Consider the following 26,412-nt stretch of genomic DNA (forward strand, 5'->3'; position numbering starts at 1 on the left):
GCAGCATCGACCCTGCTGAATCTGCAGGTCAGGCCGTTTCAACAAGAACCGCCTGACCTTCACTCTTTGTACACTCGGAAAGATGTCGAGCGGATGGAGAGCACAAGAAACCGCAGGTCAGGCGTCCTTCTTCACCGGCTCCAGGATCGCCACGCACTCCACGTGGTGCGTCATCGGGAAGAGGTCGAAGGCGCGGAGGGTGCGGACCTTGTAGCCGCGGGTGGCGAAGTAGGAGATGTCGCGGGCCAGGGCCGCCGGGTCGCAGGCGACGTAGGCGATGCGGCGGGCGCCGAGGCCCGCGAGGTGGTTGACCGTCTGCTTGCCGGCGCCTGCGCGCGGGGGGTCCAGGACGATGAGGTCGACGTCCGTGATGCCCGTGCGCGGGAGGACCGACTCGACCTTGCCCTGTTCGATGCGGACGCGGGGGAAGCCCTCCAGGTTGTGGCGGGCGTCCTCGACCGCGCGCTTGCCCGACTCGATGCCGAGGACCGCGCCCCGCTCGCCGACGCGGTCGGCGATGGCGCCCGCGAAGAGGCCGACGCCGCAGTAGAGGTCGAGGGCGGAGTCGCCCTTGCGGGGGGTGAGGCCCTGCATGACGGCGAGCATGAGGGTCTGGGCGGCCTGCGGGTGGACCTGCCAGAAGCCGCCGTTGCCGACGCGGTAGGTGCGCTCGTCGGCCCGCTCGCGGACGAAGGCACGGCCGTGGACGCGGTGGACTCCGCCGTCCTTCTCGTCGACGCGGAGGACGGAGACCGGCTTGTCGAGTTCGACGAGGGGAAGGCGGCCGCCGGGCTTCGGGGTCAGGATGACCTGGCGGTCGTTCGAGCCGGAGGCCGCGATGGCCTCGACCGTGGCCATGCCCTCCCAGGTGCGCTTCTCGATGCCGAGTTCCGAGACGCCCTCGGCGGCGATCATGCAGTGGTCGATGATCTCGACCTCGTGCGAGCGGTGCTTGCGCAGGCCCGCGTGGCCCTCGGCGTCGACCGCGTACTGGACGCGCGTGCGCCACTGCGGGACCTCGCCCGGCGGCAGCTTGTCGCCCTCGGCCGGCATGACGGTGCCGTCCCAGCCGGCCTCCTCCGGGGTGAGCCCGGCGAGCCGCAGCAGCTGCTCGGCGATGACCTCGCCCTTGAGCCGGCGCTGGGCGCCGGGCTTGGCGTGCTGCCAGTCGCAGCCGCCGCACTTGCCGGGGCCCGCGAAGGGGCAGGGGGCCTCGACGCGGTCCTTGGAGGGGTCGAGGATGGTGATCGCGTCGGCGCGGAGGAAGCGGGAGGTCTCCTCGCCCTCGGTGACGCGGGCGACGACCTTCTCGCCGGGCAGCGCGTGGCGGACGAAGAGGACGCGGCCCTCCTCGGTGCGGGCGATGCAGTGGCCGCCGTGGGCCACCGGGCCGACCTCTACCTCGTACTCCGCCCCGACCAGCGACGTAACAGGGGTGTTCTGCATGACCGGGGACTCCAGAGGAAGAAGAAGGTGGGCTGCCGTTTGCACGGCAGCCCACCAGTCTAGTTGTTCTTTTCGAGACGGTCGTTTCCAGCTGCTCCGGCTGCTCCAGCCGTTCTGGCCGTTCTAGCCGTTCTGGCCGTTCTGGCCGTTCTTTGCCGTCGGTTCCTTCTGGCGCTTCTCCACCGGGCCCCGGCGGACCGAGCCCGGCGCGTTCCACTCCTGGCGCTTCCGGGCCCGCTTCTTCGCGACCTCGGAGGACTGGAGCTGGTACGGGACGGAGGTCACCATGACGCCCGGGGTGAAGAGCAGCCTGCCCTTGAGGCGGAGTGCGGACTGGTTGTGGAGCAGGTGCTCGTACCAGTGGCCGACGACGTACTCGGGGATGTAGACGGAGACGGCGTCGCGCGGGCTCTCGCGGCGGATGCTCTTCACGTACTCGATCACCGGGCGGGTGATCTCGCGGTACGGCGAGTCGAGGATCTTGAGCGGGACGTTGATGCCGCGCCGCTCCCACTCCTCCCTGAGCGCCTTCGTCTCGACCGGGTCGACGTTGACGGTCAGCGCCTCCAGCTCGTTCGCGTGCATGAGCTTGGCGTAGGCGAGCGCGCGGAGGGTGGGCTTGTGGAGCTTGGAGACGAGGACGATGGAGCGGACCCGGGAGGGGCGGACGTACTCGTCGGGCCGTTCCTCCGCGGCGGCGATCTCCGCGGAGACGGAGTCGTAGTGCCTGCGGATCGCGGTCATCGTCCCGTAGAAGATCACCATGCCGAGCAGGGCGACCCACGCGCCGTGGGTGAACTTGGTGGCGAGGACGACGACGAGGACGAGGCCGGTGAAGAAGGCACCGAACGCGTTGATCGCGCGGGAGCGGATCATGTGGCGGCGCTTGGCCGGGTCCTTCTCCGTCCTCAGGTGCCGGTTCCAGTGCCGGACCATGCCGATCTGGCTCAGGGTGAAGGAGACGAAGACGCCGACGATGTAGAGCTGGATCAGCTTGGTCGAGTCGGCCCCGTAGACCCAGACGAGGAGCGCGGCGGCGCCCGCGAGGAGCACGATGCCGTTGGAGAAGGTGAGGCGGTCGCCGCGGGTGTGCAGCTGGCGCGGCAGGTACCGGTCCTGGGCGAGGATCGAGCCGAGGAGCGGGAAGCCGTTGTACGCGGTGTTGGCGGCCAGGAAGAGGACGAGCGCGGTGGCGGCGGCGAGGACGACGAAGAAGAACGTTCCGTCGCCGAAGACGGCGGCCGCGACCTGCGAGATGACCGGGTCCTGGACGTAGGTCTCACCGACCGGCGTGCCGTTGAGCAGCAGGTCTTCGGCGGGGTTCTCGGCCATCCGGACGTCGGTGGCCATGGCCAGGAAGATGATGCCGCAGAACATGGTGACGGCCAGGCCGCCCATGAGGGCGAGCGTCGTGGCGGCGTTCTTCGACTTCGGCTTCCGGAAGGCCGGGACGCCGTTGGAGATCGCCTCGACGCCGGTGAGCGCGGCACAGCCGGAGGAGAAGGCGCGGAGCAGCAGGAAGACCAGCGCGAAGCCGGCCAGTCCCGCGTGCTCGGGCTTGATCTCGAAGTCCGCGGTGGGGGCCTTCATGGTCTCGTCGAGGACGATCCCCTTGTACGCGCCCCAGGCGATCATGATGAAGACGCCGGCGACGAAGACGTACGTCGGGATGGCGAATAGGCTGCCCGACTCCTTCACCCCGCGCAGGTTCATCACGGTGAGCAGGATGATGACCGCGACCGCGCAGGCCACCTTGTGCTCGACCACGAAGGGGATCGCGGAGCCGAGGTTCTCGATGCCCGAGGCGATCGAGACGGCCACGGTCAGGACGTAGTCGACGAGCAGGGCGCTCGCGACGGTGAGTCCGGCCTTCGGCCCGAGGTTGGTGGTGGCGACCTCGTAGTCGCCGCCGCCGCTCGGGTACGCGTGCACGTTCTGGCGGTAGGAGGCGACGACCGTGAACATCAGGACGACGACCGCGAGCGCGATCCACGGGCTGAAGTGGTAGGCCGACAGTCCCGCGACGGAGAGGACGAGCAGCACCTCACCTGGCGCGTACGCCACCGAGGACAGCGGGTCGGAGGCGAAGACGGGGAGGGCGATCCGCTTCGGGAGAAGGGTTTCCCCGAGCTTGTCGCTGCGCAGGGCCCGCCCGATCAGGATCCGTTTGGGCACGTCGGTCAGTTTGGACACGGAGAGGATCGTAAGCGTTCGAAATCCGCCATGCTCACCGGCACCCCCGATCAGCACCGAATCTCCCTGAGTACCACCTCGGATGCGGTCCCCGCCAGCGTTGCCGCATAAGCTCGGACCGGGCAACCCGGCAGGGCGTTGCCCGCCGCGGCCCGGGCGGATCGGGCGAGGAAAGTTGTGGGCAGGGTGTTTTCGCAGGTCAGCAGGGCGATCAGGAGTGCGGGGTAAGGGGACGTGCACATCGTCATCATGGGCTGCGGGCGAGTGGGAGCCGCTCTCGCGCAGACCCTCGAACAGCAGGGGCACACCGTCGCGGTCGTCGACCAGGACCCGACGGCTTTCCGTCGTCTGGGGTCGGGTTTCGGCGGACGGCGCGTCACGGGCGTGGGCTTCGACCAGGACACGCTGCGTGAGGCCGGGATCGAGGACGCCGGTGCCTTCGCCGCGGTGAGCAGCGGCGACAACTCGAACATCATCGCGGCGCGGGTCGCGCGCGAGATGTTCGGCATCGAGAACGTGGCGGCGCGGATCTACGACCCGCGTCGCGCCGAGGTCTACCAGCGCCTCGGGATCCCGACGGTCGCGACGGTCCGCTGGACCGCCGACCAGATGCTGCGACGGCTGCTGCCCTCCGGCGCGGAGCCGCTGTGGCGTGACCCGAGCGGCGGCGTGCAGCTCGCGGAGGTGCACACCTCCCCCGCCTGGATCGGCCACAAGGTGAGCCGCCTCCAGGAGGAGACCGGCGTCCGCGTCGCCTTCCTCACCCGACTGGGCGAAGCGATTCTGCCGACCTCCCAGACGGTGCTCCAGGAAGGTGACCTGGTGCACGTGATGATGCGTACGGACGAGATCGCGAAGGTCGAGGAGGCCTTCGCCGAGGGTCCTGAGGAGGGCGGTCACTGATGCGTGTCGCTATTGCGGGCGCGGGTGCGGTGGGCCGTTCCATCGCGGGCGAGCTCCTGGAGAACGGGCACGAGGTCCTGCTGATCGACAAGGCGCCGACCGCCATCTCGGTGGAGCGGGTGCCGCAGGCGGAGTGGCTGCTCGCCGACGCCTGTGAGATCACGTCCCTCGACGAGGCGGCGCTCCAGCGCTGCAACGTGGTGATCGCGGCGACCGGCGACGACAAGGTGAACCTCGTCGTCTCGCTGCTCGCCAAGACCGAGTACGGCGTGCCGCGGGTCGTCGCCCGCGTGAACAACCCGAAGAACGAGTGGCTGTTCAACGAGGCCTGGGGTGTGGACGTCGCCGTGTCGACGCCGCGTCTCATGTCGGCCCTGGTCGAGGAGGCGGTGAGCGTCGGCGACCTCGTCCGGCTGCTCCGCTTCAGCCACGGCGACGCGAACCTGGTCGAGCTGACGCTCCCGCCGGAGTCGGCGGTCGCCGGCACCTCGGTCGGGGACGTGGCCTGGCCCGAGGACACCTCGCTGGTGACGATCATCCGCGGTTCGCGGGTGCTCACGCCGAGCGCGGAGGAGACCCTGGAGGCCGGCGACGAGCTGCTGTTCGTGGCCGCGCAGGCCCGCGAGGAGCAGCTGGAGGACCTGTTGCAGGTCCGCCGCGAGACCACCGAGTCCTGACCCCGGTCGGGATCGGGAAGACGTCTCGTACGTCCGTGCACGGAGAAGGGCCCGGAACCTGTCACCAGGTTCCGGGCCCTTCTCCGTCGTGCACCGGTGCAGCTCAGGCCTCCGGCCGGCTCCGAGCCGCTTCCTTGCGGGCCTTCTCGGCGCGCTCCTCGGCCTCCATCTCGGCGAAGACGTCGATCGGCGGCGGCGCCTTCGCGAGGAACATCCAGGTGAGGTAGACCGCGAGCAGGAACGGCGGGATCTTCAGGGCGACCAGGACCCAGCCGAACTTGGTCGTGTCGGCCCACCAGTACATGGGGAAGAGGATCGCGCACTTGGCGAGCAGGATGAAGCCCCAGGCCAGGCTGGCCTTCGCGTACGCCTTCTTGCGGCCGGGGTTGCGGGTGCGCCAGGAGAGGTTCTCCTTGAACACCGGGCCGAGGATCAGGCCGATCAGCGGGACGCCCGCGACCGTGGTGACGAGGTACGCCAGGGCGAGGCCGAGGGTGTACAGCATGCCCGGCAGGTAGAAGTCCTTGGCGTTGCCCGTCATCATCGCGAAGACGACACCGAAGGCGACACCGAAGACGCCGCTGAAGGCGTGCTTGACGGTGTCGCGCCGGATCAGCCGGACGGCGACCAGGACCAGCGAGATCGCGAGCGCGGCGATCGCCGAGCTGCGCAGGTCCTTGTTGATCGTGAAGATCGTGACGAAGAGCAGGCCCGGCACGACCGTCTCGATCATGCCCCGCAGGCCGCCGAAGGCCTCGAACAGCGCGGCCTCGGTGACCTCCTTCGAGGCCTGGGCGTCCTGTGGGGCCTGGGCGTCCTGATCCGTCGTCGGCTTGTCGAGGGACGTCACCGGCTACTCCTGTCCGAGCGGTCGGAGCTCGTATTTGGGGTTGAAGAGGACCCGCCGGCCGTGGCTCATGGAGATCCGGCCGGAGGCGATCAGCTTGCGGCCCGGTTCGATGCCCACGATGGAGCGGCGGCCCAGCCAGACGACGTCCAGGGGTGCCGTGCCGTCGAAGAGCTCGGCCTCCAGCGCGGGCACACCGGCGCGGGGACGCAGCGTGACCGTGCGCAAGGTACCAGTCACCTTGACTATCTGGCGGTCGGAGCAGTCACAGATGCGCGTGCACCCCGTGGCCTCGGCGTCCTCCTGGAGCTCCACCGACTCCAGGTCCTCCGGGGTGGAGGAGAGCCGGTCGAGCATCCGGCGGAACCTACCGGCCGGCTTCTCTGTACGCGGTGCAGCACTCATACAGAAAGCGTACCGGCCTCCACCGTCACCAGGACCGGCCGCACACACGACTCCCGCTTCACCGTTCGAAGCGGTACCCCATGCCCGGTTCGGTGACGAAATGGCGGGGGTGCGAGGGGTCGGCCTCCAGCTTGCGCCGCAGCTGCGCCATGTACACGCGGAGGTAGTTGGTCTCCGTGCCGTACGAGGGGCCCCAGACCTCCTGGAGCAGCTGCTTCTGGCTGACGAGCCGCCCGCCGTTGCGGACGAGGACCTCCAGGAGGTGCCACTCGGTGGGGGTGAGCCGGACGTCCCGGCCGTCGCGGTGGACCTTCTTCGCCGCCAGGTCGACGGTGAAGCCCTCGGTCTCGACGATCACGACGCCGTCCTCGGCACCGCCGACCGGCTCGGCGCGGCGTACGGCCGCGCGCAGCCGCGCGAGCAGCTCGTCCATGCCGAAGGGCTTGGTGACGTAGTCGTCGGCTCCGGCGTCGAGCGCCTCGACCTTCTCGTCGGAGGTCTGGCGGGCGGAGAGGACGAGGATCGGCACCCTCGTCCAGCCGCGCAGGCCCTTGATGACCTCGACGCCGTCCATGTCGGGCAGGCCGAGGTCGAGGACGACGACGTCGGGGTGGCGCTCGGCGGCCAGCCGGAGGGCGGTGGCGCCGTCGGGTGCGGCGTCGACCTCGTACTTCCGCGCCTTGAGGTTGATCACCAGGGCGCGGACGATCTGCGGCTCGTCGTCGACCACGAGGACCCGGGTCATGGAGGGGGACCTACCTTCTTCGGTGCCCGTTGCGGGCGGCTTGGGTGGGGGCGGTGGACTTGGCTGGGCGGGAGGAGTCGGTAGCGGTGGGAGGACCGGCGGAAGCGGTACGAGAGCGGGCCCTGCGCGGCGGCGGTCGCGGGACGGGAGCCGCCGCGGGGCTCAGCTCACGGCATGCGCCGGAAGCTCCACGACCTGTTCCGGGGGCCCGCCCCGCACGGCCCTGAGGGTGAGCACCATGGTCAGGCCGCCGCCCGGGGTGTCCTCGGCGGAGAGGGTCCCGCCCATGGCCTCGACGAAGCCGCGGGCGACCGCGAGGCCGAGACCGACTCCGGCGCCGCGAGGGGCGTCGCCGAAGCGCTGGAACGGTTCGAAGATCCCGTCCTTGCTCTCGTCGGGCACTCCGGGGCCGCGGTCCACGACGCGCAGTTCGACGCGTTCTCCCAGGGTGCTGGCGGCGACCGAGACGGGTTCCCCGCCGGGGCTGTACTTCACAGCGTTCTCGACGATGTTGGCGACGGCCCGCTCCAGGAGGCCCTTGTCCACCTCGACCATCGGCAGCGTCTCGGGGATGTCGAGCTCGGCGCTGCCGTCGGGCACTCCCCCGAGGGCCATCGGGACGACCTCGTCGAGGTCCACGGCCCGGATCAGCGGCGTGACGGTGCCGGTCTGGAGGCGGGACATGTCGAGGAGGTTGCCGACGAGGTGGTCGAGGCGGTCGGCGCCCGCCTCGATGCCCTCCAGGAGTTCGGCGCGGTCCTCCTCGGACCAGTCGACGTCGTCGGAGCGGAGGGAGCTGACGGAGGCCTTGATGCTCGCGAGCGGGGTGCGCAGGTCGTGGCTGACGGCGGCGAGCAGGGACGTACGGATCTTGTTGCCCTCGGCCTGCTTCCTGGCCTGCTCCGCCTCTCCGACGAGCCGCTGCCGGTCGAGGACGACGGCGGCCTGGGCCGCGAAGGCGCCGAGGACGCGCCGGTCCTCGGCGGGCAGGACCCGGCCGGTCAGCGCCAGGGCCAGGTGGTCGCCGACCGGCATGTCCACGTCGGCGTCCTCCGGCCGTGCGACCGGCTGGGGGCCCACGCTCGCCGCCCGGGTCCACGGCTCGATCCCGTCCGCCCGTTCGAGGAGGGTCACCGACTCCATCGAGAAGGTCTCGCGAACCCGTTCGAGGAGGGCGTCGAGGCTCGTCTCGCCGCGCAGCACACTGCCGGCGAGGTACGACAGCACCTCGGACTCGGCGCGGAGCCGGGCCGCCTGGTGGGTGCGCCGGGCGGCCAGGTCCACCACGGAGGCGACCGCCATCGCCACGCCGAGGAAGACGGCGAGGGCGACGATGTTCTTGGGGTCGGCGATGGTGATCCGGTGGACGGGCGGGGTGAAGAACCAGTTCAGGAGAAGGGAGCCGGCGGCGGCCGAGGCGAGCGCGGGCAGGAATCCGCCGAGCATCGCGGCGGCGACGGTCAGCGCGAGGAAGAGCAGCATGTCGTTGGCGAGGCCGAGGTCGGCGTCGACGTGCGTGAGGAGCAGGGCCAGGCAGACGGGCCCCGCGACGCCGACCAGCCAGCCGCCGAGGATCCGGGACCGTCCGAGCCGCGCCCCGCGCGCGACGGGCAGCCCCCGCCCCTTGGCGACCTCGCCGTGGGTGACGATGTGGACGTCGAGGTCGGTGCCGGAGTCACGGGCCACGGTCTGGCCGACGCCGGGGCCGAACACGTACTGCCAGGTGCGGCGGCGACTGGAGCCGAGGACGATCTGGGTCGCGTTGACCCCGCGGGCGAACTCCAGGAGCGCGGAGGGGACGTCGTCGCCGATGACGTGGTGGAACGTTCCGCCGAGGTCCTCGACGAGGGTCCGCTGGACGGCCAGCTCCTTCGGCGAGGCGGCGGTGAGGCCGTCGCTGCGGGCGATGTAGACGGCGAGGACCTCGCCGCCCGCGCCCTTCTCGGCCAGCCGGGTGGCCCGGCGTATGAGCGTGCGGCCCTCGGGGCCGCCGGTGAGGCCCACGACGATGCGCTCCCGGGCCTGCCAGGTGGAGCGGATGTTGTGCTCGCCCCGGTACTGCTGGAGGTACTCGTCGACCCGGTCGGCCGTCCAGAGCAGCGCGAGCTCGCGGAGGGCGGTGAGGTTGCCGGGGCGGAAGTAGTTGGAGAGGGCCGCGTCGACCTTGTCGGACGTGTAGATGTTGCCGTGGGCCATGCGGCGGCGCAGGGCCTGGGGCGACATGTCGACCAGTTCGATCTGGTCGGCGCGGCGGACGACCTCGTCGGGGACGGTCTCCCTCTGCCGTACGCCGGTGATCGACTCGACGACGTCGCCCAGCGACTCCAGATGCTGGATGTTGACCGTGGACACGACGTCGATGCCGGCCGCGAGGAGCTCGGCGACGTCCTGCCAGCGCTTGGGGTTCCGGGAGCCGGGGACGTTCGTGTGGGCGAGCTCGTCGACGAGCGCGACGGCCGGCTTCCTGGCCAGGACCGCGTCGACGTCCATCTCGGTGAAGCTCGTGCCCCGGTAGTCCAGGGTCCGGCGCGGAACCTGCTCCAGGCCGTGCAGCATCACCTCCGTACGCGGCCGTCCGTGGTGCTCCACGAAGGCCACGACGCAGTCCGTACCGCGCTCGATCCGACGGTGTCCCTCGGAGAGCATCGCGTACGTCTTGCCGACGCCCGGCGCAGCGCCGAGGTAGATCCGAAGCTTGCCGCGTCCCATGGCACGACCATACGTCCAGCCAATCGGACATTCCGCACGCGGACGGAGACCCCCGTGCGGTATTGACGTGATTCTGATGTCCGGACGGCCGCGAACCGACCGCCCGGGCTCTCCGTGCGTCCGCCCGGGCTCTCTGTGCGTCCGCCCGGGCGCTCAGTGCTCCATGATCTCGCCGTCGCTGAGTTCCAGGACCCGGTCCGCCAGGCCCAGGAGCTGGGGGTCGTGCGTGGCGACCAGGGCCGTGCAGCCCTCGCTGCGCACCACCGCGCGCAGCAGCTCCATGACGGCGAGCCCGGTCTCCGCGTCCAGCTGGCCCGTCGGCTCGTCGGCGATCAGCAGGGCCGGCTTGTTGGCGAGGGCGCGGGCGATCGCGACCCGCTGCTGCTGGCCGCCGGACAGCTCGCCCGGCCGCTGGGCCGCGTGGTCGGCGAGGCCCACGAGCGAGAGCATCAGCGCGACCCGCTCCTCGCGCTCCTTCGGGTCGGTGTTGCGCAGCCGGAGGGGTACGCCCACGTTCTCGGCGGCGGAGAGGATCGGGAGGAGCCCGAAGGACTGGAAGATGAAGCCGATCCGGTCCCGGCGCAGCTCCAGGAGCCCGTTCTCACCGAGCGTGGAGAGGTCGGTGCCGTCGATGACGATCCGGCCCCCGTCGGCGCTGTCGAGGCCGCCCACGAGGTTCAGCAGGGTCGTCTTGCCGGAGCCCGAGCGCCCCTTCAGGGCCACGAGCTCGCCGCGCGGGATGTCGAAGGAGACCCCGCGGAGGGCGTGGACGGCGGCCTCGCCCGTGCCGTACGAGCGCCGGAGGTCCTCGACCCGGACCATCGGCAGACCCGCCGGGTCCTCGGCGACGGCCGTTCCGGACCGCGTGCTGCTCTCACTCACCGTGTGCTCCCCCTCCTCGAACATGTGCGCCCGCCAGTATGGTCCGCCGCCGGGCCCCAGGGCCAGAGCCCGGGCGCGGACGAGGGGGCACCGGAGCACGTACGAAAGGGCAGAAAGGCCGGTGGGCCGCTTCCCGTACCTCTCGTACGGGAAGCGGCCCACCGCTCGTTTCTCGATGCTCGAGCGCGGCTCAGCGGATCTCGGAGACCTCCGGGCCGCGCTGGAGCTGGCCCATGCCGCCGGAGAAGCGCGAGTTCGCCTGCTCCTCCTGCTGGACACCGTCCGGCACCATCTGCGCGTCGTTCGGCAGCTTGAGGACGATCGGGTCGCGCGGGGCCATCGGGCCCTCACCGCGGACGACCACGGTGTCCCGCACGATCTGCTCCAGGAGCCCGGCCGCCTCAGGCTGCACCGCGCCCTGCCCGGAGATCACTCCGCGCAGGAACCAGCGGGGCCCGTCGACACCCACGAAGCGCACGAGCTGTACGCCGCGGTTGCCGTCCGGCAGCTGCACGGGCACCTGGGCCCGCAGCTCCCAGCCGAGGGGGCCCTCGACCTCGTCGATGACTCCGCCCTGCTGGACGATGCCCGTGGCGATCTCGTCACGGACCTCGCCCCAGATGCCCTCGTTCTTCGGGGCGGCGAAGGCCTGCAGCTGCACGGCGCTGTCGCGCAGCACGACGGTGGCCGCGACGATCGCGTCGCCCGCCACCTCGACCCGCAGCTCCATGCCCTCGACTCCGGGGACGAAGACGCCCCCGAGGTCGACACGGCCGTCCTCCGGGGTGGTGACCTCGGAGATGTCCCACGGTCCGTCGGGCCGGGGCGCCGGCGGAAGGTTCACCCGACGCGGCGCGTCGGCCGAACCGTCGGTGCCGACCTCGTCGACGACCTGCTCGGCCTCGCCCGCTGCGTCCTCAGCGGCACCGCTCTTCTTGCGACGTCCGAACACGTCACTGTCCTTCCCGGTCGGATACGACCGAAGCGTATCGATTCCCACCCGTTGAGCCGTCCACGGCGGCATGGCCGCCGGTGGACCCGAAGCCCCCCTCGGCCCGCGCCGAGCCGGGAAGCTCCGCCACCTCGTGGAAGCGCACCTTCTCGACCTGCTGGACGACCAGTTGGGCAATCCGGTCGAACCGCTCGAACCGCACGCTTTCGCGCGGGTCGAGATTGACCACGATCACTTTGATCTCTCCACGGTACCCGGCATCTACCGTCCCCGGGGCATTCACGAGTGCGACTCCGCAGCGGGCGGCCAGGCCGGAGCGCGGATGCACGAAGGCCGCGTACCCGTCGGGCAGCGCGATGGAGACCCCGGTGGGCAGCACGGCGCGCTCCCCGGGGGCGAGGACGGCGGCCTCGGTGGTCACGAGATCGGCGCCGGCGTCGCCGGGGTGCCCGTAGGCGGGGATCGGCACCTCCGGGTCCACTCGCCGGATCAGTACGTCGACAGGGTTGCGCATCAGGGGTTCACCTCGAAGGCGCGGGCGCGCCGGACCTGGTCGGGGTCGGACATGGCGGCCTGGATCTCCTCCGGCCGTCCGTTGTCGATGAAGTGGTCGACCTTGACCTCTATGAAGAGTGCCTCGGCACGGACGGCGACGGGGCCCTCGGGCCCGCCGATCCGGCCGACGGCGGTCGAGAAGATCTTGCGGCCGTGTACGGCGGTGACCGCGGCCTCCAGGTGGAGCACGGTGCCGACCGGGACGGGCCGGGCGAAGTCCGTCTCCAGTCTGCCGGTCACGGCGATGACCCGCAGCAGCCAGTTCAGGGAGCCGAGGGTCTCGTCGAGCGCGGTGGCGAGGACGCCGCCGTGCGCGAGGCCGGGGGCGCCCTGGTGGTCGGGGGTCACGGTGAACTCGGCGGTGACGGTCACGCCCTCGCCCGCCCGCGCCTCCAGGTGCAGGCCGTGGGGCTGCCCGCCGCCGCACCCGAAGCAGTACTCGTAGTGCGCACCGAGCAGCTCGCCGGGGGCCGGGGCGTCGGGGTGGCGTACCGGCGGTATGGCGTCGGCCGGCGGGGTGAGGGCGGCAGATGTTGCAGTCACAGGCGCAGACCTTACCCGCGCGGCCGGGCGCGGGTCGCGCCGTGCCAAGCTTGGACGCATGCAGCCTTCCGTGCCGTCCCCCGCCCCCTCCTCCGAGCCTTCGCCCGCGCCGTCCGCCGAGTCGCCCGCCGAGACGCCCGTCGCGTCGTCGCCGGTGACGGCCTCGGCGCCGGCCGCGCCACGCTTCGACGAGCGGCTGACGGCGCCCCGCTCGTGGTGGCTGATCGCGGGTCTGCTCGGTCTCTCCGGCGGCCTGATCATGTTCCCGATGGGTACGGTCCCGATGCTGGGCGGTCTGATCGTGGCGGCGGTGCTCGCCGGTGCGGCGGTCTCCTCGTACGGCTCCGCCCGGGTCCGGGTGGTGGCCGGTTCGCTGGTGGCGGGCGACGCGCGGATCCCGGTCTCGGCGCTCGGGGCGGCCGAGGTACTGGACGTGGAGGAGGCGCGCGCCTGGCGCACCTACAAGGCCGATCCGCGCGCCTTCATGCTGATGCGCAGCTACGTGCCGCGGGCGGTACGGGTCGAGGTCACGGACCCGGCGGACCCGACGCCGTACGTGTACCTGTCCAGCCGTGAGCCGGAGGCCCTGGTGGCGGCCCTGGATTCCGTACGCGCCGAGGCCTGATCCGGCGGTCGGGCCCGGGGTCCGGTCCGGGGCCCGGTCCGGCCTGACCGGCAGGACGCCCGATCGGCAGGACGCCCGATCCGGCCCGATCGGCAGGACGCCCCGGGCCGGGTTCTCGTCCGGCCCGGAGAGGGCGGCCGGGGCTCATCCGGCCATGATCCGCCGGGCAGGTCCTAGAAGCCGAGCTCCTTGGGGAAGCCGAGCTCCTTGGGATTCTCGGGCTGCTCCAGTGGGGGCAGCTCCGGGAGGGCGTCCCAGGGGATCTGGCGGGCGCGGAGGTCCTTGCGGATGTGCGCGGCGAGCTTCCTGGTGTCGCGCCGGTTCATGACCGCGCCGACGGCGGCGCCGACCATGAAGGGCATGAGGTTCGGCAGGTTCCGCACGAGGCGTTTGGTGATCTGCTGGCGCAGCTCGCGCTTGAGCTGCCCGCCGAGCGCCGCGTTGACCGTGGTGGGCTTGGTGGGGTCGATGCCCCGCTCCTCGGTCCAGGAGGTCAGATAGGCCGTCGAGCGCTGGGCGAGGCGGCCCGGCGGGCGCAGTCCGTACACCTCGTGCAGTTCGGCGATGAGTTTGAGTTCGACGGCGGCGACGCCGGTGATCTCGGCCGCCAGTTCGGCCGGCATGGCCGGGGGTACGGGAAGCATGGCGGCGGCGCCGACGCCCGCGCCGACGGTCGAGCTCGCGTTCGCCGCGCCCGTGACGAGCTTGTCGGCGAGCTGCTCGGGGCCGAGCCCGGGGAACTGTCTGCGGAGGGTCGCCAGGTCGCGGACCGGGATCCGCGGGGCGAGGTCGATCAGCCGGTCGGCCAGATGGCCGATGCCCGCCTTGGCGCTGTCACCGCCGCGCTTCACGCCGTCCTTGACGCTGCGCGTGACGCCGCGCCGGACGGCGTCGATCCGGTCGCTGTCGATCTTGATCTTGTCGAGCTGGGCCCGCGCGGGGTTGGCCAGCCGCCTGACGGCGTCCAGCCGTCCGTGGCGCGCCTCGCCCCGGCCCTCGCGCTGCTCCGCGGGGAGCCGTGCCGCGTCCGGCCCGGCGCCGTGACCGGCGCCCGGCTCGACGCGCGAACCGGTTGCCGCCTCGATGTCCGCGACGACCGCTTCGAGCGAGGCCGAAGGGCCCCGCTCGTCGTCACGTACGCCGAGGGAGGGCAGGGGGACGGCCGGCACGGCGTCGGGGGCCTCCTGGGCACCCTCTGCCGAGCTCGTGCCGCCCTTGTACGTCTCCGAGCTCCCAGGGAGCCGGAGACGCCGCTTCCGGGACGGTGTCTCGCCTGCCACGGCCGAGCGGTCTCAGTCGCAGTCGCGGCAGATCGGCTGGCCGTTCTTCTCTCGTGCCAGCTGGCTGCGGTGGTGCACGAGGAAGCAGCTCATGCACGTGAACTCGTCGGCCTGCTTGGGCAGGACCCGGACGGCCAGCTCCTCGTTCGAGAGGTCGGCCCCGGGCAGTTCCAGGCCTTCTGCGGCCTCGAACTCGTCGACGTCGACCGTCGAGGTCGACTTGTCGTTCCGGCGGGCCTTCAGTTCTTCAAGGCTGTCCGAGTCGACGTCGTCGTCGGTCTTGCGTGGGGTGTCGTAATCCGTTGCCATGTCGCTCTCCCCCTCTGGGTAGTTGCGGTGTCTCCAGCGCACGTAACGCGTGAGAGGTCGGACTTGTGCCCGACCTGAGGCGGAGATTTTGCCTCACATCAAGGTCTGTTACTCAATCGACACCCGTCGCGCCCTCTCGCGAGTGGTCGGCTTCGGGTGGCGAACCGGACCGTACACGGTCCTCCGGGCACCCTTCACAGGCGCCACCCCGTGTACTTCCCGTCATTCCGGGCCCCGGAAACCCGGACTTTTCCTGGTTTTCCGAGGGATTTCTCGGTCACGGAGAGTGGAGGTCCGGACACCCTCTCCTGTGATCGATCACACATGAGCGTCTCAGAATCGGGGCCAGAGAATTCCGCGCAAAGCGAACGGAACCGGTCGGCTTGTGCAGTGTGTCAGATCGGCAGAGTGACACGCATCACGAGACCGCCGCCCTCGCGGGGCTCCGCGATGATACGGCCGCCGTGGGCGCGGGCCACGGACCGCGCGATCGACAGGCCGAGACCGACCCCCTTGTCGCTGCCGGTGCGCTCCTGCCGGAGCCGCCGGAACGGCTCGAAAAGGTTGTCGATCTCATACGCGGGGACCACCGGTCCCGTGTTCGAGACGACCAGGACCGCCTGGCCGTGCTCGGTCTCCGTGGTGACCTCCACCCAGCCTCCTTCCGGCACGTTGTACCGCACGGCGTTCTGGAGCAGGTTCAGGGCGATCCGCTCCAGCAGGACGCCGTTGCCCTGGACGACCGCGGGTGCGCGCTCGCCCCGGATCTCCACGCCCTTGGCCAGGGCCTCGGCGTGCGTCTGGTCGATCGCCCGGGAGGCGACCTCGGCGAGGTCGACGGCCTTGCGCTCGATGATCTGGTTGTCGCTCCGGGCGAGCAGCAGCAGGCCCTCCACGAGCTGCTCGCTGCGCTCGTTGGTGGCGAGCAGGGTCTTGCCGAGCTGCTGGAGCTCCACAGGGGCCCCGGGGTCCGAGAGGTGGACCTCCAGGAGCGTGCGGTTGATCGCGAGCGGGGTCCGCAGCTCGTGCGAGGCGTTCGCGACGAAGCGCTGCTGGGCGGTGAAGGCCCGCTCCAGGCGCTCCAGCATCTCGTCGAAGGTGTCGGCGAGCTCCTTGAGCTCGTCGTCGGGGCCGTCCAGCTCGATCCGGCGGGCCAGGTCGGAACCGGCCACCTGGCGGGCGGTACGGGTGATCCGGCCGAGCGGGGAGAGCACCCGGCCCGCCATGGCGTAGCCGAAGGCGAAGGCGATGATGCTCAGGCCGAGCAGGGCGAAGAGCGAGCGGCGCAGGAGGTCTTCCAGGGCCATGTCGCTCTGGTGCCGCAGACAGACCGACACGGCGTCGTTGAACTGCTCACCGGTACCCGCGTTGGGCAGCCGGCACCAGGAGGTGGTGGGCAGCACCTCACCCTTGACGATCTTGAACGGCAGTTGGGCCGCGCTCTCGCTCAGGGTCTGCGCGGTGAAGAGGTAGATGATCGACAGCAGCAGGATGCCGGCGATCAGGAACATGCCGCCGTACAGCAGCGTGAGCCGTATCCGGATGGTCGGGCGCAGCAGCGGCCGGACGGGGTCCCTGGGGTCCCACGTCGGTTTCGGTGGCGCCTGGGGGTGGGGCGCGGAGGTCGTGGGCATCGGGTCAGATCCGGTACCCGGAGCCGGGCACGGTGACGATGACCGGGGGCTCGCCGAGCTTGCGGCGCAGGGTCATGACGGTGACGCGCACGACGTTGGTGAACGGGTCGGTGTTCTCGTCCCAGGCCTTCTCCAGGAGCTGCTCGGCCGAGACGACGGCGCCCTCGCTGCGCATGAGGACCTCCAGGACGGCGAACTCCTTCGGCGCGAGCTGGACCTCCTTGCCCTCGCGGAAGACCTCGCGGCGGTTCGGGTCGAGCTTGATGCCGGCGCGCTCCAGGACGGGCGGGAGCGGCACCGTGGTGCGCCGGCCCAGGGCACGCACGCGCGCGGTGAGCTCGGTGAAGGCGAAGGGCTTGGGGAGGTAGTCGTCCGCGCCGAGCTCCAGGCCCTCGACGCGGTCGCTGACGTCTCCGGACGCGGTGAGCATCAGCACGCGCGTGGGCATGCCGAGCTCGACGATCTTGCGGCAGACGTCGTCGCCGTGGACGAGCGGGAGGTCGCGGTCGAGGACGACGACGTCGTAGTCGTTCACCCCGATGCGCTCCAGGGCCGCGGCGCCGTCGTACACGACGTCGACTGCCATGGCCTCCCGGCGCAGTCCGGTGGCCACCGCATCGGCGAGCAGCTGCTCGTCCTCGACGACGAGTACACGCACGTCGTAGTCCTTCCCTTGAGCCGCGATCCGAAGGCGGACCGGCTGAAACCTGAGCACTGACTGTGCGTGTCCATCCTGCCCCTAACGCGCGTAAACCGGCTGTAAGACGGGTGTGCGGGGCCCGGGGCGCGGGGGTGGTGCGGTGGGGGCGTGCGGCGGGGCGCGTGACTCCTCCGGGGGTGGCCCGCGAAGAATTCACCTGATTCACGGGCCAGTTGAGGTTTCTGTGAGGAAGGGGGTGGGGAGGACGACTGCACACCCCGTGATCACGCCCTGTATGTGGCGCGCCACCTATCGCCTTCTGTCCCCCAGAGGCAACAGTGTGTGATCCACCCACCCTCGGCACACCCCCGTGCCACCGGACCCACGACGAGGGGGCGCACGATGGACGCTTTCACCGCAGGACTGCTGCACCGGATCAGGGCCGCGCAGACCGACCTCACGCGTGCTCGTGAGACGGGCGACGACTTCCTCGCGGACGTCGAGCAGGCAGAGCTGGACGACCTGCACCGCCTGGCCGCGGAGCACGGCGTGGAGGTCGCCGCGCCGGGCTACTGACCGGCTCGCACACACGTCGAGGGCCCCGGAGCCGTTCTGGCTCCGGGGCCCTCGCTCGTGCCGTCTCCCGGAGGATCGGGAAACCGTGGCCCTCCTAGTCGTGCCAGGCCCCGAGCTCCTCGAGGAGCTCCTGGAGGGTCGCGAAGACGCCCGGGGAGGCCGCCAGGGTCAGCTCGCCCGACTCCGGCTCCCCCGGTCGGCCGCCCGTCAGGGCGCCCGCCTCACGGGCGATGAGCGCCCCCGCGGCGAGGTCCCAGGGGTTGAGGCCGCGCTCGTAGTACGCGTCGAGGCGGCCGGCCGCGACGTCGCACAGGTCGATCGCGGCCGAACCGCCGCGCCGGATGTCGCGGACGCGCGGGATCACGCGCTGGGCGACGTCGGCCTGGTGGGCGCGGCGGGACTGGACGTATCCGAAGCCGGTGCCCACGAGGGCCTGGTCGAGCTCGGGCGAGGGCCGGGCGGCGAGCCGCCGCTCGCCCGCGTACGCGCCGCCGCCGAGGACCGCCCGGTAGGTCTCGCCGCGCATCGGCGCCTCGACGACGCCGACCACGGTCTCGCCGTCCCGCTCGGCGGCGATCGAGACCGCCCAGGTGGGCAGGCCGTAGAGGTAGTTCACCGTGCCGTCGAGCGGGTCGATGACCCAGCGGATCCCGCTCGTCCCGGGGCTCGACGCGCCTTCCTCGCCGAGGAAGCCGTCCTGCGGGCGGCGCTCGGCGAGGAAGCCGGTGATCAACTTCTCGGCGGCGATGTCCATCTCGGTGACCACGTCGATGGGGCTCGACTTGGTCTTCGCCACGACCAGGTCGTCGGGCCGGCCGTCGCGCAGCAGCGCTCCGGCCCGCCGCGCGGCCTCCAGGCCGAGGGCGAGCAGTTCGGCGAGCAGCGGGTCGCTCACATCGGTCACACCGTTCACGTCAGTCACGTCGTTCACACCGGTCACACCGTTCTGGTCGGTCACGGGGGCTCCTTACGCGTACGGGCTGTCGGCACCGGCCGCCGCCGGCCGCTCCGCCCTTGCCGGGCAGCAGCCGATCGGACACAGGTCGTGGGAGGCCCCGAGCGCGCCCAGGGCGCACCGCTCCACCCGGGTGCCCCGCTCGCCCGCCGCCCGCTCCAGGACGAGGTCGCGGACGGCCGCGGCGAAGCGCGGGTCGGACCCGACGGTCGCCGAGCGCCGGACGGGCAGGCCGAGCTCGGCCGCCTTGGCCGTGGCCTCCGTGTCGAGGTCGTAGAGGACCTCCATGTGGTCGGAGACGAAGCCGATCGGGACCATGACGGCCGCGGGCGCCCCGGCGCCGTGCAGCTCCTCCAGGTGGTCGCAGATGTCGGGTTCCAGCCACGGGATGTGCGGGGCGCCGCTGCGGGACTGGTAGACGAGCTTCCAGGGGTGGGCGACGCCGGTCGCCTCGCGGACCGCCTCGACGATCACCCGTGCCACGTCGAGGTGCTGCCGGACGTAGGCGCCGCCCTCGCCGTGCTCCGAGACCGGGCCGGAGCTGTCGGCGGCGGAGTCGGGGATGGAGTGGGTGGTGAAGGCGAGGTGGGCCCCGTCGCGCACGGACGCGTCGAGCTCGGCGAGGGAGGCGAGGACGCCCTCGACCATGGGCTCGACGAAGCCGGGGTGGTTGAAGTAGTGCCGGAGCTTGTCCACGCGCGGCAGCGGGAGCCCCTCCGCCTCCAGGGCGGCCAGCGCGTCGGCGAGGTTCTCGCGGTACTGGCGGCAGCCGGAGTAGGAGGCGTACGCGCTGGTGGTGAGGACGGCGATGTGGCGCCGGCCGTCGGTGATCATCTCGCGGAGGGTGTCGGTGAGGTACGGCGCCCAGTTCCGGTTTCCCCAGTAGACCGGGAGGCCGAGGCCGGCCTCCGTGAAGTCCGTCCGCAGCGCGTCGAGCAGCGCGCGGTTCTGGTCGTTGATCGGGCTGACGCCGCCGAAGAGGAAGTAGTGCTGCCCCACTTCCTTGAGCCGTTCCTTCGGAATGCCTCGGCCGCGCGTCACGTTCTCCAGGAACGGGACCACGTCGTCCGGGCCCTCGGGGCCGCCGAACGAGAGCAGCAGCAGGGCGTCGTACGGGGCGGGATCGTGCTGATCGGACATGGCACCGATCCTCCCACCCGCTTCCGACGCGGGAGGGCGCGCCCCGACCGACCGCGTCCGCACGGGGGTACACGTCCGAAATCACGGTGCTCGTCCAAAAAAGGGGGATGACCGATCGACTTCAACACCGTAGGCTTTAGCTGTTAATTACACGTGTTGAGTCGTCGCGCGGAGCCCGCTCCGAAGCACGGAGATCCGGAGAGCCTCTTGCCCAGCCCCTACCGCGCGATCTTCGCAGCGCCCGGCACGACCTCGTTCTCCGTCGCCGGTCTCTTCGGCCGCATGCCGCTGTCCATGATGGGCATCGGCGTCGTCACCATGATTTCCCAGGTCACCGGCAGGTACGGCCTCGCCGGCGCGCTCTCGGCGACGCTCGCGATGTCCGCAGCGGTCCTCGGCCCCCTGGTCTCGCGGCTGGTCGACCGGCACGGGCAGCGCAAGGTGCTCCGCCCGGTGACGCTGATATCGCTCGCCGGTGCCGCCGGGCTCCTCCTCTGCGTCCAGCAGGAGGCCCCGGACTGGACGCTCTTCGTCTTCACCGCCGTGATCGGCTGCGTGCCGAGCATCGGGGCGATGACCCGGTCCCGCTGGGCGGAGATCTACCGGGGCGACGAGCGGCGCCTGCACACCGCGTACTCGTGGGAGTCGATCGTCGACGAGGTGTGCTTCATCTTCGGGCCGATCATCTCCATCGGTCTGTCGACGACCTGGTTCCCGGAGGCCGGCCCGCTGTTCGCCGGGGTGTTCCTGGCCATCGGCGTCTTCTGGCTGACCTCGCAGCGCGCGACGGAGCCCGTGCCGCACCCCCGCGCGAGCGGCGAGAAGAGCGTGTCCGCGCTCCGCTCCCCCGGCCTCCAGGTCCTGGCGCTCGCCTTCGTCGCCACCGGAGCCATCTTCGGCTCGGTGGACGTGGTGACCGTGGCCTTCGCCGAGGAGCAGGGGCACAAGGCGGCCGCGAGCCTCGTCCTGGCCGTCTACGCGCTGGGCTCCTGTCTCGCCGGCGCCGTCTTCGGGCTCCTGCACCTCAAGGGCCAGCCGTCCCGCCGCTGGCTCCTGGGCATCTGCGCGATGGCCGTGAGTATGATCCCCCTCCTACTGGCCGGGAACTTGCCGTTGCTGGCCGTGGCGCTCTTTGTCGCGGGTCTGTCCATCGCACCGACGATGGTGACCACGATGGCCCTCGTCGAAGCGCACGTACCGCGCACCAAGCTGACCGAGGGCATGACCTGGACGGGTACCGGGCTCGCGATCGGCGTGGCGCTCGGCTCCTCGGCCGCCGGCTGGGTGGTCGACGCGTCCGGGGCCGAGGCGGGGTACGTGGTGCCCGTCGTCTCGGGTGCGCTCGCGGTCGCGGTGGGTCTCCTCGGACACCGCCGGCTGCGCAGGCCGGCTCCGGACCGGGAGGGGAAGCGTGAGCGGGACGACGACAGCAGCGGGGTCGGGGAGCACCAGGACGGCGAGCAGCCCGTGGCGTAACTGGGCGGGGAACGTCACCTCCCGTCCGGTACGGGAGGTGAGCCCGGCCTCGGCAGAGGAGCTCGCCGAGGTGGTGCGCAAGGCGGCCGAGGACGGCCTGCGGGTGAAGACGGTCGGTACCGGCCACTCCTTCACCTCGATCGCGGCCACCGACGGCGTACTGATCAGGCCGGGGCTCCTCACCGGGATCCGGCGGATCGACCGCGACGCGATGACCGTCACGGTCGAGTCGGGCACTCCGCTCAAGCGGCTCAACGTGGCGCTGGCCCGCGAGGGCCTGTCGCTCACGAACATGGGCGACATCATGGAGCAGACGGTCGCCGGGGCCACCTCCACGGGCACGCACGGCACGGGCCGCGACTCCGCCTCGATAGCGGCGCAGATCCGCGAGCTGGAGCTGGTCACGGCGGACGGGCAGCTGCTGACGTGCTCGGAGAAGGAGAATCCGGAGGTCTTCGCGGCCGCCCGGATCGGGCTCGGCGCCCTCGGTGTGGTCACGGCGATCACCTTCGCGGTGGAGCCGGTCTTCCTGCTCACCGCGCGCGAGGAGCCGATGACCTTCGACCGGGTCGCCTCGGAGTTCGACGCGCTGCACGCGGAGAACGAGCACTTCGAGTTCTACTGGTTCCCCCACACGGACAACTGCAACACCAAGCGCAACAACCGCAGCGCGGGCCCCGCCGCCCCGCCCGGGAAGGTCGGCGGCTGGATCGAGGACGAGCTCCTCTCCAACGGGCTGTTCCAGGTGGCCTGCTCGCTGGGCCGTGCAGTCCCGCCGGTCATCCCCTCGATCGCCAAGGTCTCCAGCCGGGCCCTGTCGGCCCGTACGTACACCGACATCCCGTACAAGGTCTTCACCTCGCCGCGCCGGGTGCGCTTCCTGGAGATGGAGTACGCGCTGCCGCGCGAGGCGGCGGTCGCCGCGCTGCGCGAGGTCAAGGCGATGGTCGAGCGCTCGCCGCTCAAGGTGAGCTTCCCGGTGGAGGTGCGCACCGCCCCGGCGGACGACATCGCGCTGTCCACGGCCTCCGGGCGGGAGACCGCCTACATCGCAGTCCACCTCTACAAGGGAACGCCCCACCGCGCGTACTTCACCGCGGTGGAGCGCATCATGACGGCGCACGGGGGGCGCCCCCACTGGGGCAAGGTCCACACCCGTGACGCCGCCTACTTCTCCGAGGTCTACCCGCGCTTCGCCGAGTTCACGGCGCTGCGCGACCGGCTGGACCCGGACCGGCTCTTCGCCAACGACTACCTGCGCCGCGTCCTGGGCGACTGACGGTCAGCCGCCGGTGCCCGGGGCCGGCGCCGACGAGGCCGGCGGGGCCGCCGGATCGGCGGCCCCGGTGGTCGGGGCCCCGGTCGGCGGGGCCGTCGTCGGCGGAGCCGTGGGCTCCGTCGGCTCGGCCGGCTCCGTCGGGTCGGTCGGCTGTGCCGGATCGGTCGCGGGGCCGGTCGGCGTCGGATCGGGCGCCGACCCGCCGTCGGTGGAGCCGGAGGACGTCGCGTCCGGGTCCGGGGTCGCGGTGCCGGTACCGCCGGTGCCCGGGTCGCCCGGGTCCGGCGTGGCGCCCGTCGCGGGGGTGCCGTCACCGTCCTCCCGCTGTCCGGTGTCGCCCGCGGATCCGGAGGGCGTCGGCGCGGGGTTCTCGCCCCGGTCCGGCGCGTCCTGTCCGGAGCTCCCGCCGCCGCGCACGACGGAGCCGAAGGTGGTGGTCCCCTGGGTGCCGCTGAAGTCCTGGCCGGAGACCAGCTCGTAGGCGGTGATGCCGCCCATGGTGACGCCGAAGACCAGGGCCGCGGCGATCGCCGGGCGCTTCCAGCCGCGGACGCGGGTGCCGTGCGTGGTCGCCGCGCCGAACTCCTCGTCGAGCTCCTCACCGGCATGCTCGCCGGTGTGCGCGCCGGTCCGCTCGCCTGTCTGCTCGCCGGTCTGATCCTCGTACGGGAGGGCGTACGCCCCGGGGCGCGCGACCGTGCCGAGCATCATGGTGTGCCGGTCCCCGTCCCCCGCGGGACGCGCGGCCGGGAAGGGCACCTGCCGGGCCTTGGGCTTGGCGGCGGCGGTCGCGTCGCGCACCTGCTCGCCCGTGCGCTTGAACAGGTGCTGGAAGAGCGGTCCGCCGCAGGTGGCGATGACGCTGATCACTCCGGCGCCGACGATCGTGCCGTACACGCCGAGGGTGGAGGCGAGCTTGGCGGCGATGACCGCGGCCAGGGCGCTGCCCGAGACCTGGGCCACGCTCAGGTCGATCCTTCTCCTCGGGGCCCTTTCCCCCTGTCCCACCTCCGTCTTCTCCGGATTCTCCGGTTCGTCCGTGTCGGTCTCCGGCCTGTGACGCATCTCCAACCCCTGATGGCTCATCCGTTCGCCTTGCACCCAGAAGGGACAAATGGGCGAAGTGAATAGTTCCGCTTCTACTGGTTCTGTGAAGAGGGACACGTATGGGGGAAGATCGCGGAGACTCAACTCCCGTACCGCCCGAGAAGTTGGGCGGCGCGCCGGTCCACCCAAGTGGCCCGAATGGAGTACATTGGCGAACCCTGGGTCCGGACGCCTTCACGGGTGCCCGGGATCGGGGAGGGGGCCGAACGCGGCACTCGAACCGGCGGCGTCGCGCACCGCACGGAGACCCGCTGCACAGCGTGACCGTCAGTCACTCTGAGTGGCGAACAGGTAACCGTGCCATAACGGCGCCCCAGGGTCCATGCCCGACACGCCGGGCAACTCGGCAAGGTAGTGGCAGGCTGCACCCGGGCAGGCCACACTCGACTAGCGGAAGCAGCGACGCACGTGACGTCGGCAGGCACCACCCGGGAGGTCCCCATGCCCGAACTGCGTGTCGTGGCCGTCTCCAACGACGGCACACGACTGGTGCTGAAGGCTGCTGACAGCACGGAGTACACACTTCCGATCGACGAGCGGCTCCGCGCCGCCGTGCGCAACGACCGCGCGCGCCTCGGCCAGATCGAGATCGAGGTGGAGAGCCACCTCCGCCCCCGCGACATCCAGGCACGGATACGAGCCGGTGCCTCCGCGGAGGAGGTCGCCCAGCTCGCCGGCATCCCCGTCGACCGCGTACGCCGCTTCGAGGGCCCCGTCCTCGCAGAGCGCGCGTTCATGGCGGAGCGGGCCCGCAAGACCCCGGTCCGCAGGCCCGGGGAGAACAGCGGCCCGCAGCTCGGCGAGGCGGTGCAGGAGCGGCTGCTGCTGCGCGGCGCCGACAAGGACACCGTGCAGTGGGACTCGTGGCGGCGCGACGACGGCACCTGGGAGGTGCTGCTCGTCTACCGCGTCGCGGGCGAGGTCCACACGGCCAGCTGGACGTACGACCCGCCCAGGCGGCTCGTCCAGGCCGTCGACGACGAGGCGCGGGCGCTGATCGGCGAGACGGACGACACGATCGCCGCCGCGCCGGAGCCCAGCTTCCCCTTCGTGCCGCGCATCGCCCGGCTGCCCCGGGACAGGCCCCTCGACCGGGCGCTCGACCGCCAGCTCGACCGGCTGGAGCGGCCCGCCCCGGCGCCCGAGCCGGAGGAGGAGCGGGACTCGCTGACGAGCCTCCTGGAAGCCGTCCCGAGCTTCCGCGGCGACATGATCGTGCCCGAGCCTCCGGACACGGAGCCCTCGGAGGATCCGGAGGCGGAGGAGCCGCCGGCCCCGGCCGCCTCGGCAGGAGCGGGCTCCGCGTACGCCGACGTCCTCATGCCGCGCGCCGTCTCCGGCCACCGCGACCGTCTCACCGGCACCACCGACCGCCAGGCCGAGGCCGACGGCGTCCGCCCCGGCCGCCGCGCCGCCGTGCCCAGCTGGGACGAGATCGTCTTCGGCACCCGGCGCAAGAAGCAGGAGTGACCGTGCGGGACGTGACCCTCACGGGAGTGATCCGCACGGGAACGACCCGCACAAAAGTGATCCGCACGGGATCCGCACAGGAGTGACCGGCGTCCGCGCCGGTACGGGAAGGCCCGCGCCGGGCAGATCGCCGGCGCGGGCCTTTCGCGTCCACACGGCCGCGGGAGCCGCCGAACCGTGCGCGGGATCTACTGCGGGTCCGGTCCCGTGGCCACCGGGCGGGCGGGGTCCCCGGACCACTCCGACCAGGAGCCGGCGTAGAGCGCGGCGGGGATGCCCGCGATCTCCAGGGCCAGGACCTCGTGGGCGCCGGAGACGCCGGAGCCGCAGTAGACCGCGACCGGGGTGTCCCCGTCCGCGCCCAGGGCGGTGAAGCGGTCGCGCAGGGCGCCGGCGCCCAGGAACCGGCCGTCCGCGTCCACGTTCTCCGTCGTCGGGGCCGAGACCGCGCCCGGGATGTGCCCGCCGACCCGGTCGATCGGCTCCACGTCGCCCCGGTAGCGCTCCGCCGCCCGGGCGTCCAGGAGCAGCCCGGCGCGGGCCAGCTCCGCCGCCCCGTCGGCGTCGAGCAGCCCCAGCGCGCCCGGCTCCGGCCGGAAGTCGCCGGGATCCGGCTCGGGGGTCTTCTCGGAGAGCTCTCCCGTCCAGGCCGCGAGGCCGCCGTCCAGGACCCGCACGTCCGGGTGGCCCGCCCAGCGGAGCAGCCACCAGGCGCGGGCGGCGCCCCAGCCGAGACCGCCGTCGTAGACGACGACGGGCCGCCCCGCCGAGACACCCGCCCGGCGCATCGCGGCCCCGAAGGCCGTCACGTCGGGCAGCGGGTGCCGACCGCCGCTCCCGGCCGGTCCCGCGAGGTCCGCGTCCAGGTCGACGTAGACCGCGCCGGGGAGGTGACCGGCCTCGTACGCGGGCCGTCCGGGCGGTCCGGCGAGCGTCCAGCGGACGTCGAGGAGCACCGGCGGCCGCGCCCCTGCCGACTCGCTCAAAAGTTCGCTTGCGGAGATGATGGGGTTCATGGGTGCCATCCTCGCGCAGCCGGCGCGGCCGCGGAGGAACAACCAGGC

At 71.9% G+C, this 26,412-nt stretch carries 25 protein-coding genes; 7 read left to right on the top strand and 18 right to left on the bottom strand.

Going from position 1 to position 26,412, the window contains the following annotated elements; all coding sequences use genetic code 11:
• Nucleotides 1-117 precede the first annotated feature (117 nt).
• Nucleotides 118-1,446 carry a class I SAM-dependent RNA methyltransferase gene (locus ACFC0G_RS11890; RefSeq protein WP_376401064.1) on the bottom strand — a complete coding sequence of 443 codons (1,329 nt, stop codon included), beginning with the start codon at nucleotides 1,444-1,446 and terminating at the stop codon, nucleotides 118-120.
• 123 nt (nucleotides 1,447-1,569) lie between these two features.
• Nucleotides 1,570-3,639, bottom strand: a complete 2,070-nt coding sequence (locus ACFC0G_RS11895) for an APC family permease (protein WP_376401067.1) — start codon at nucleotides 3,637-3,639, stop codon at nucleotides 1,570-1,572.
• A gap of 234 nt (nucleotides 3,640-3,873) precedes the next feature.
• On the opposite strand from ACFC0G_RS11895, the gene ACFC0G_RS11900 reads away from it, so the two are divergent.
• A complete protein-coding gene (locus ACFC0G_RS11900; protein WP_030321520.1) occupies nucleotides 3,874-4,542 on the top strand; it encodes a TrkA family potassium uptake protein in 669 nt (222 codons plus the stop codon).
• Entirely contained in the window at nucleotides 4,542-5,219 is a 678-nt protein-coding gene (locus ACFC0G_RS11905; RefSeq protein ID WP_376401069.1) for a potassium channel family protein, read from the top strand. The genes ACFC0G_RS11900 and ACFC0G_RS11905 overlap by 1 nt, the downstream gene beginning before the upstream one ends.
• 103 nt (nucleotides 5,220-5,322) lie before the next feature.
• Here ACFC0G_RS11905 and ACFC0G_RS11910 read toward each other — a convergent pair whose 3' ends face one another.
• From ACFC0G_RS11910 to ACFC0G_RS11945, 8 genes are all read right to left on the bottom strand, one after another.
• A complete protein-coding gene (locus ACFC0G_RS11910) occupies nucleotides 5,323-6,069 on the bottom strand; it encodes a DUF3159 domain-containing protein (protein WP_376401072.1) in 747 nt (248 codons plus the stop codon).
• A gap of 3 nt (nucleotides 6,070-6,072) precedes the next feature.
• Complete coding sequence (locus tag ACFC0G_RS11915; RefSeq protein ID WP_079039299.1) at nucleotides 6,073-6,471, bottom strand: OB-fold nucleic acid binding domain-containing protein; 399 nt, start codon at nucleotides 6,469-6,471, stop codon at nucleotides 6,073-6,075.
• A gap of 58 nt (nucleotides 6,472-6,529) precedes the next feature.
• Nucleotides 6,530-7,216 (bottom strand): response regulator, encoded by a 687-nt coding sequence (locus ACFC0G_RS11920; protein WP_376401075.1) that lies wholly within the window; start codon nucleotides 7,214-7,216, stop codon nucleotides 6,530-6,532.
• Nucleotides 7,217-7,378: 162 nt separating this feature from the next.
• Nucleotides 7,379-9,925, bottom strand: a complete 2,547-nt coding sequence (locus ACFC0G_RS11925; RefSeq protein ID WP_376401078.1) for an ATP-binding protein — start codon at nucleotides 9,923-9,925, stop codon at nucleotides 7,379-7,381.
• Nucleotides 9,926-10,078: 153 nt separating this feature from the next.
• The gene (locus ACFC0G_RS11930) at nucleotides 10,079-10,831 is read right to left on the bottom strand and encodes an ABC transporter ATP-binding protein (protein WP_376401080.1); all 753 of its coding nucleotides are present in this window, start codon (nucleotides 10,829-10,831) and stop codon (nucleotides 10,079-10,081) included.
• A 166-nt stretch (nucleotides 10,832-10,997) separates the two neighbouring features.
• Entirely contained in the window at nucleotides 10,998-11,759 is a 762-nt protein-coding gene (locus tag ACFC0G_RS11935) for a DUF3710 domain-containing protein (RefSeq protein ID WP_376401082.1), read from the bottom strand.
• A gap of 1 nt (nucleotide 11,760) precedes the next feature.
• Nucleotides 11,761-12,273: a dUTP diphosphatase gene (gene dut, locus ACFC0G_RS11940; protein WP_024758522.1), complete on the bottom strand. Its 513-nt coding sequence runs from the start codon at nucleotides 12,271-12,273 to the stop codon at nucleotides 11,761-11,763.
• A complete protein-coding gene (locus ACFC0G_RS11945) occupies nucleotides 12,273-12,857 on the bottom strand; it encodes a PaaI family thioesterase (protein WP_376401086.1) in 585 nt (194 codons plus the stop codon). Before ACFC0G_RS11945 ends, dut begins: the two co-directional genes overlap by 1 nt.
• 58 nt (nucleotides 12,858-12,915) lie before the next feature.
• Here ACFC0G_RS11945 and ACFC0G_RS11950 point away from each other — a divergent pair, with 58 nt between their 5' ends.
• Nucleotides 12,916-13,482 carry a DUF3093 domain-containing protein gene (locus ACFC0G_RS11950; protein ID WP_376401089.1) on the top strand — a complete coding sequence of 189 codons (567 nt, stop codon included), beginning with the start codon at nucleotides 12,916-12,918 and terminating at the stop codon, nucleotides 13,480-13,482.
• A 173-nt stretch (nucleotides 13,483-13,655) separates the two neighbouring features.
• Here ACFC0G_RS11950 and ACFC0G_RS11955 read toward each other — a convergent pair whose 3' ends face one another.
• The 4 genes from ACFC0G_RS11955 to ACFC0G_RS11970 all read right to left on the bottom strand — a co-directional run bounded on the left by ACFC0G_RS11955 (nucleotide 13,656) and on the right by ACFC0G_RS11970 (nucleotide 17,363).
• The gene (locus ACFC0G_RS11955; protein ID WP_376401092.1) at nucleotides 13,656-14,762 is read right to left on the bottom strand and encodes a hypothetical protein; all 1,107 of its coding nucleotides are present in this window, start codon (nucleotides 14,760-14,762) and stop codon (nucleotides 13,656-13,658) included.
• A 12-nt stretch (nucleotides 14,763-14,774) separates the two neighbouring features.
• A complete protein-coding gene (locus ACFC0G_RS11960) occupies nucleotides 14,775-15,071 on the bottom strand; it encodes a DUF4193 domain-containing protein (protein ID WP_003955561.1) in 297 nt (98 codons plus the stop codon).
• 395 nt (nucleotides 15,072-15,466) lie between these two features.
• On the bottom strand, nucleotides 15,467-16,705 hold the full coding sequence (locus ACFC0G_RS11965; RefSeq protein ID WP_376401095.1) for a sensor histidine kinase: 1,239 nt from the start codon (nucleotides 16,703-16,705) through the stop codon (nucleotides 15,467-15,469).
• 4 nt (nucleotides 16,706-16,709) lie between these two features.
• Nucleotides 16,710-17,363: a response regulator transcription factor gene (locus tag ACFC0G_RS11970; protein ID WP_024758527.1), complete on the bottom strand. Its 654-nt coding sequence runs from the start codon at nucleotides 17,361-17,363 to the stop codon at nucleotides 16,710-16,712.
• Nucleotides 17,364-17,747: 384 nt separating this feature from the next.
• Here ACFC0G_RS11970 and ACFC0G_RS11975 point away from each other — a divergent pair, with 384 nt between their 5' ends.
• Complete coding sequence (locus ACFC0G_RS11975; protein ID WP_376401099.1) at nucleotides 17,748-17,921, top strand: hypothetical protein; 174 nt, start codon at nucleotides 17,748-17,750, stop codon at nucleotides 17,919-17,921.
• A gap of 94 nt (nucleotides 17,922-18,015) precedes the next feature.
• Here the strand turns inward: ACFC0G_RS11975 and ACFC0G_RS11980 are convergent, their stop codons facing one another.
• Together ACFC0G_RS11980 and ACFC0G_RS11985 are read right to left on the bottom strand one after the other, a co-directional pair.
• Nucleotides 18,016-18,816, bottom strand: a complete 801-nt coding sequence (locus tag ACFC0G_RS11980) for an inositol monophosphatase family protein (protein ID WP_376401468.1) — start codon at nucleotides 18,814-18,816, stop codon at nucleotides 18,016-18,018.
• A gap of 72 nt (nucleotides 18,817-18,888) precedes the next feature.
• Entirely contained in the window at nucleotides 18,889-20,016 is a 1,128-nt protein-coding gene (locus tag ACFC0G_RS11985; protein WP_376401101.1) for a ferrochelatase, read from the bottom strand.
• A 207-nt stretch (nucleotides 20,017-20,223) separates the two neighbouring features.
• Here ACFC0G_RS11985 and ACFC0G_RS11990 point away from each other — a divergent pair, with 207 nt between their 5' ends.
• Nucleotides 20,224-21,492, top strand: a complete 1,269-nt coding sequence (locus ACFC0G_RS11990) for an MFS transporter (protein ID WP_376401104.1) — start codon at nucleotides 20,224-20,226, stop codon at nucleotides 21,490-21,492.
• The gene (locus tag ACFC0G_RS11995; RefSeq protein WP_376401107.1) at nucleotides 21,428-22,771 is read left to right on the top strand and encodes a D-arabinono-1,4-lactone oxidase; all 1,344 of its coding nucleotides are present in this window, start codon (nucleotides 21,428-21,430) and stop codon (nucleotides 22,769-22,771) included. Before ACFC0G_RS11990 ends, ACFC0G_RS11995 begins: the two co-directional genes overlap by 65 nt.
• Nucleotides 22,772-22,774: 3 nt before the next feature.
• On the opposite strand, the gene ACFC0G_RS12000 is transcribed toward ACFC0G_RS11995, so the two are convergent.
• Complete coding sequence (locus ACFC0G_RS12000) at nucleotides 22,775-23,734, bottom strand: hypothetical protein (RefSeq protein WP_376401110.1); 960 nt, start codon at nucleotides 23,732-23,734, stop codon at nucleotides 22,775-22,777.
• 552 nt (nucleotides 23,735-24,286) lie between these two features.
• On the opposite strand from ACFC0G_RS12000, the gene sepH reads away from it, so the two are divergent.
• The gene (sepH, locus tag ACFC0G_RS12005) at nucleotides 24,287-25,348 is read left to right on the top strand and encodes a septation protein SepH (protein WP_376401113.1); all 1,062 of its coding nucleotides are present in this window, start codon (nucleotides 24,287-24,289) and stop codon (nucleotides 25,346-25,348) included.
• Between the two features lie 188 nt (nucleotides 25,349-25,536).
• On the opposite strand, the gene ACFC0G_RS12010 is transcribed toward sepH, so the two are convergent.
• Nucleotides 25,537-26,364, bottom strand: coding sequence for a sulfurtransferase (locus ACFC0G_RS12010; protein WP_376401115.1), 828 nt, complete (start codon nucleotides 26,362-26,364; stop codon nucleotides 25,537-25,539).
• Nucleotides 26,365-26,412 lie beyond the last annotated feature (48 nt).

Origin of the sequence: Streptomyces sp. NPDC056169, assembly GCF_042268445.1 — a bacterium.
Classification (GTDB): Bacteria; Actinomycetota; Actinomycetes; order Streptomycetales; family Streptomycetaceae; genus Streptomyces.

Coding starts and splice junctions, on each gene's coding strand:
- ACFC0G_RS11890 (WP_376401064.1), bottom strand. CDS start 1,446: ATGCAGAACACCCCTGTTACGTCGCTGGTCGGGGCGGAGTACGAGGTA.
- ACFC0G_RS11905 (WP_376401069.1), top strand. CDS start 4,542: ATGCGTGTCGCTATTGCGGGCGCGGGTGCGGTGGGCCGTTCCATCGCG.
- ACFC0G_RS11915 (WP_079039299.1), bottom strand. CDS start 6,471: ATGAGTGCTGCACCGCGTACAGAGAAGCCGGCCGGTAGGTTCCGCCGG.
- ACFC0G_RS11920 (WP_376401075.1), bottom strand. CDS start 7,216: ATGACCCGGGTCCTCGTGGTCGACGACGAGCCGCAGATCGTCCGCGCC.
- ACFC0G_RS11925 (WP_376401078.1), bottom strand. CDS start 9,925: ATGGGACGCGGCAAGCTTCGGATCTACCTCGGCGCTGCGCCGGGCGTC.
- ACFC0G_RS11930 (WP_376401080.1), bottom strand. CDS start 10,831: ATGTTCGAGGAGGGGGAGCACACGGTGAGTGAGAGCAGCACGCGGTCC.
- dut (WP_024758522.1), bottom strand. CDS start 12,273: ATGCGCAACCCTGTCGACGTACTGATCCGGCGAGTGGACCCGGAGGTG.
- ACFC0G_RS11950 (WP_376401089.1), top strand. CDS start 12,916: ATGCAGCCTTCCGTGCCGTCCCCCGCCCCCTCCTCCGAGCCTTCGCCC.
- ACFC0G_RS11960 (WP_003955561.1), bottom strand. CDS start 15,071: ATGGCAACGGATTACGACACCCCACGCAAGACCGACGACGACGTCGAC.
- ACFC0G_RS11965 (WP_376401095.1), bottom strand. CDS start 16,705: ATGCCCACGACCTCCGCGCCCCACCCCCAGGCGCCACCGAAACCGACG.
- ACFC0G_RS11975 (WP_376401099.1), top strand. CDS start 17,748: ATGGACGCTTTCACCGCAGGACTGCTGCACCGGATCAGGGCCGCGCAG.
- ACFC0G_RS11985 (WP_376401101.1), bottom strand. CDS start 20,016: ATGTCCGATCAGCACGATCCCGCCCCGTACGACGCCCTGCTGCTGCTC.
- ACFC0G_RS12010 (WP_376401115.1), bottom strand. CDS start 26,364: ATGAACCCCATCATCTCCGCAAGCGAACTTTTGAGCGAGTCGGCAGGG.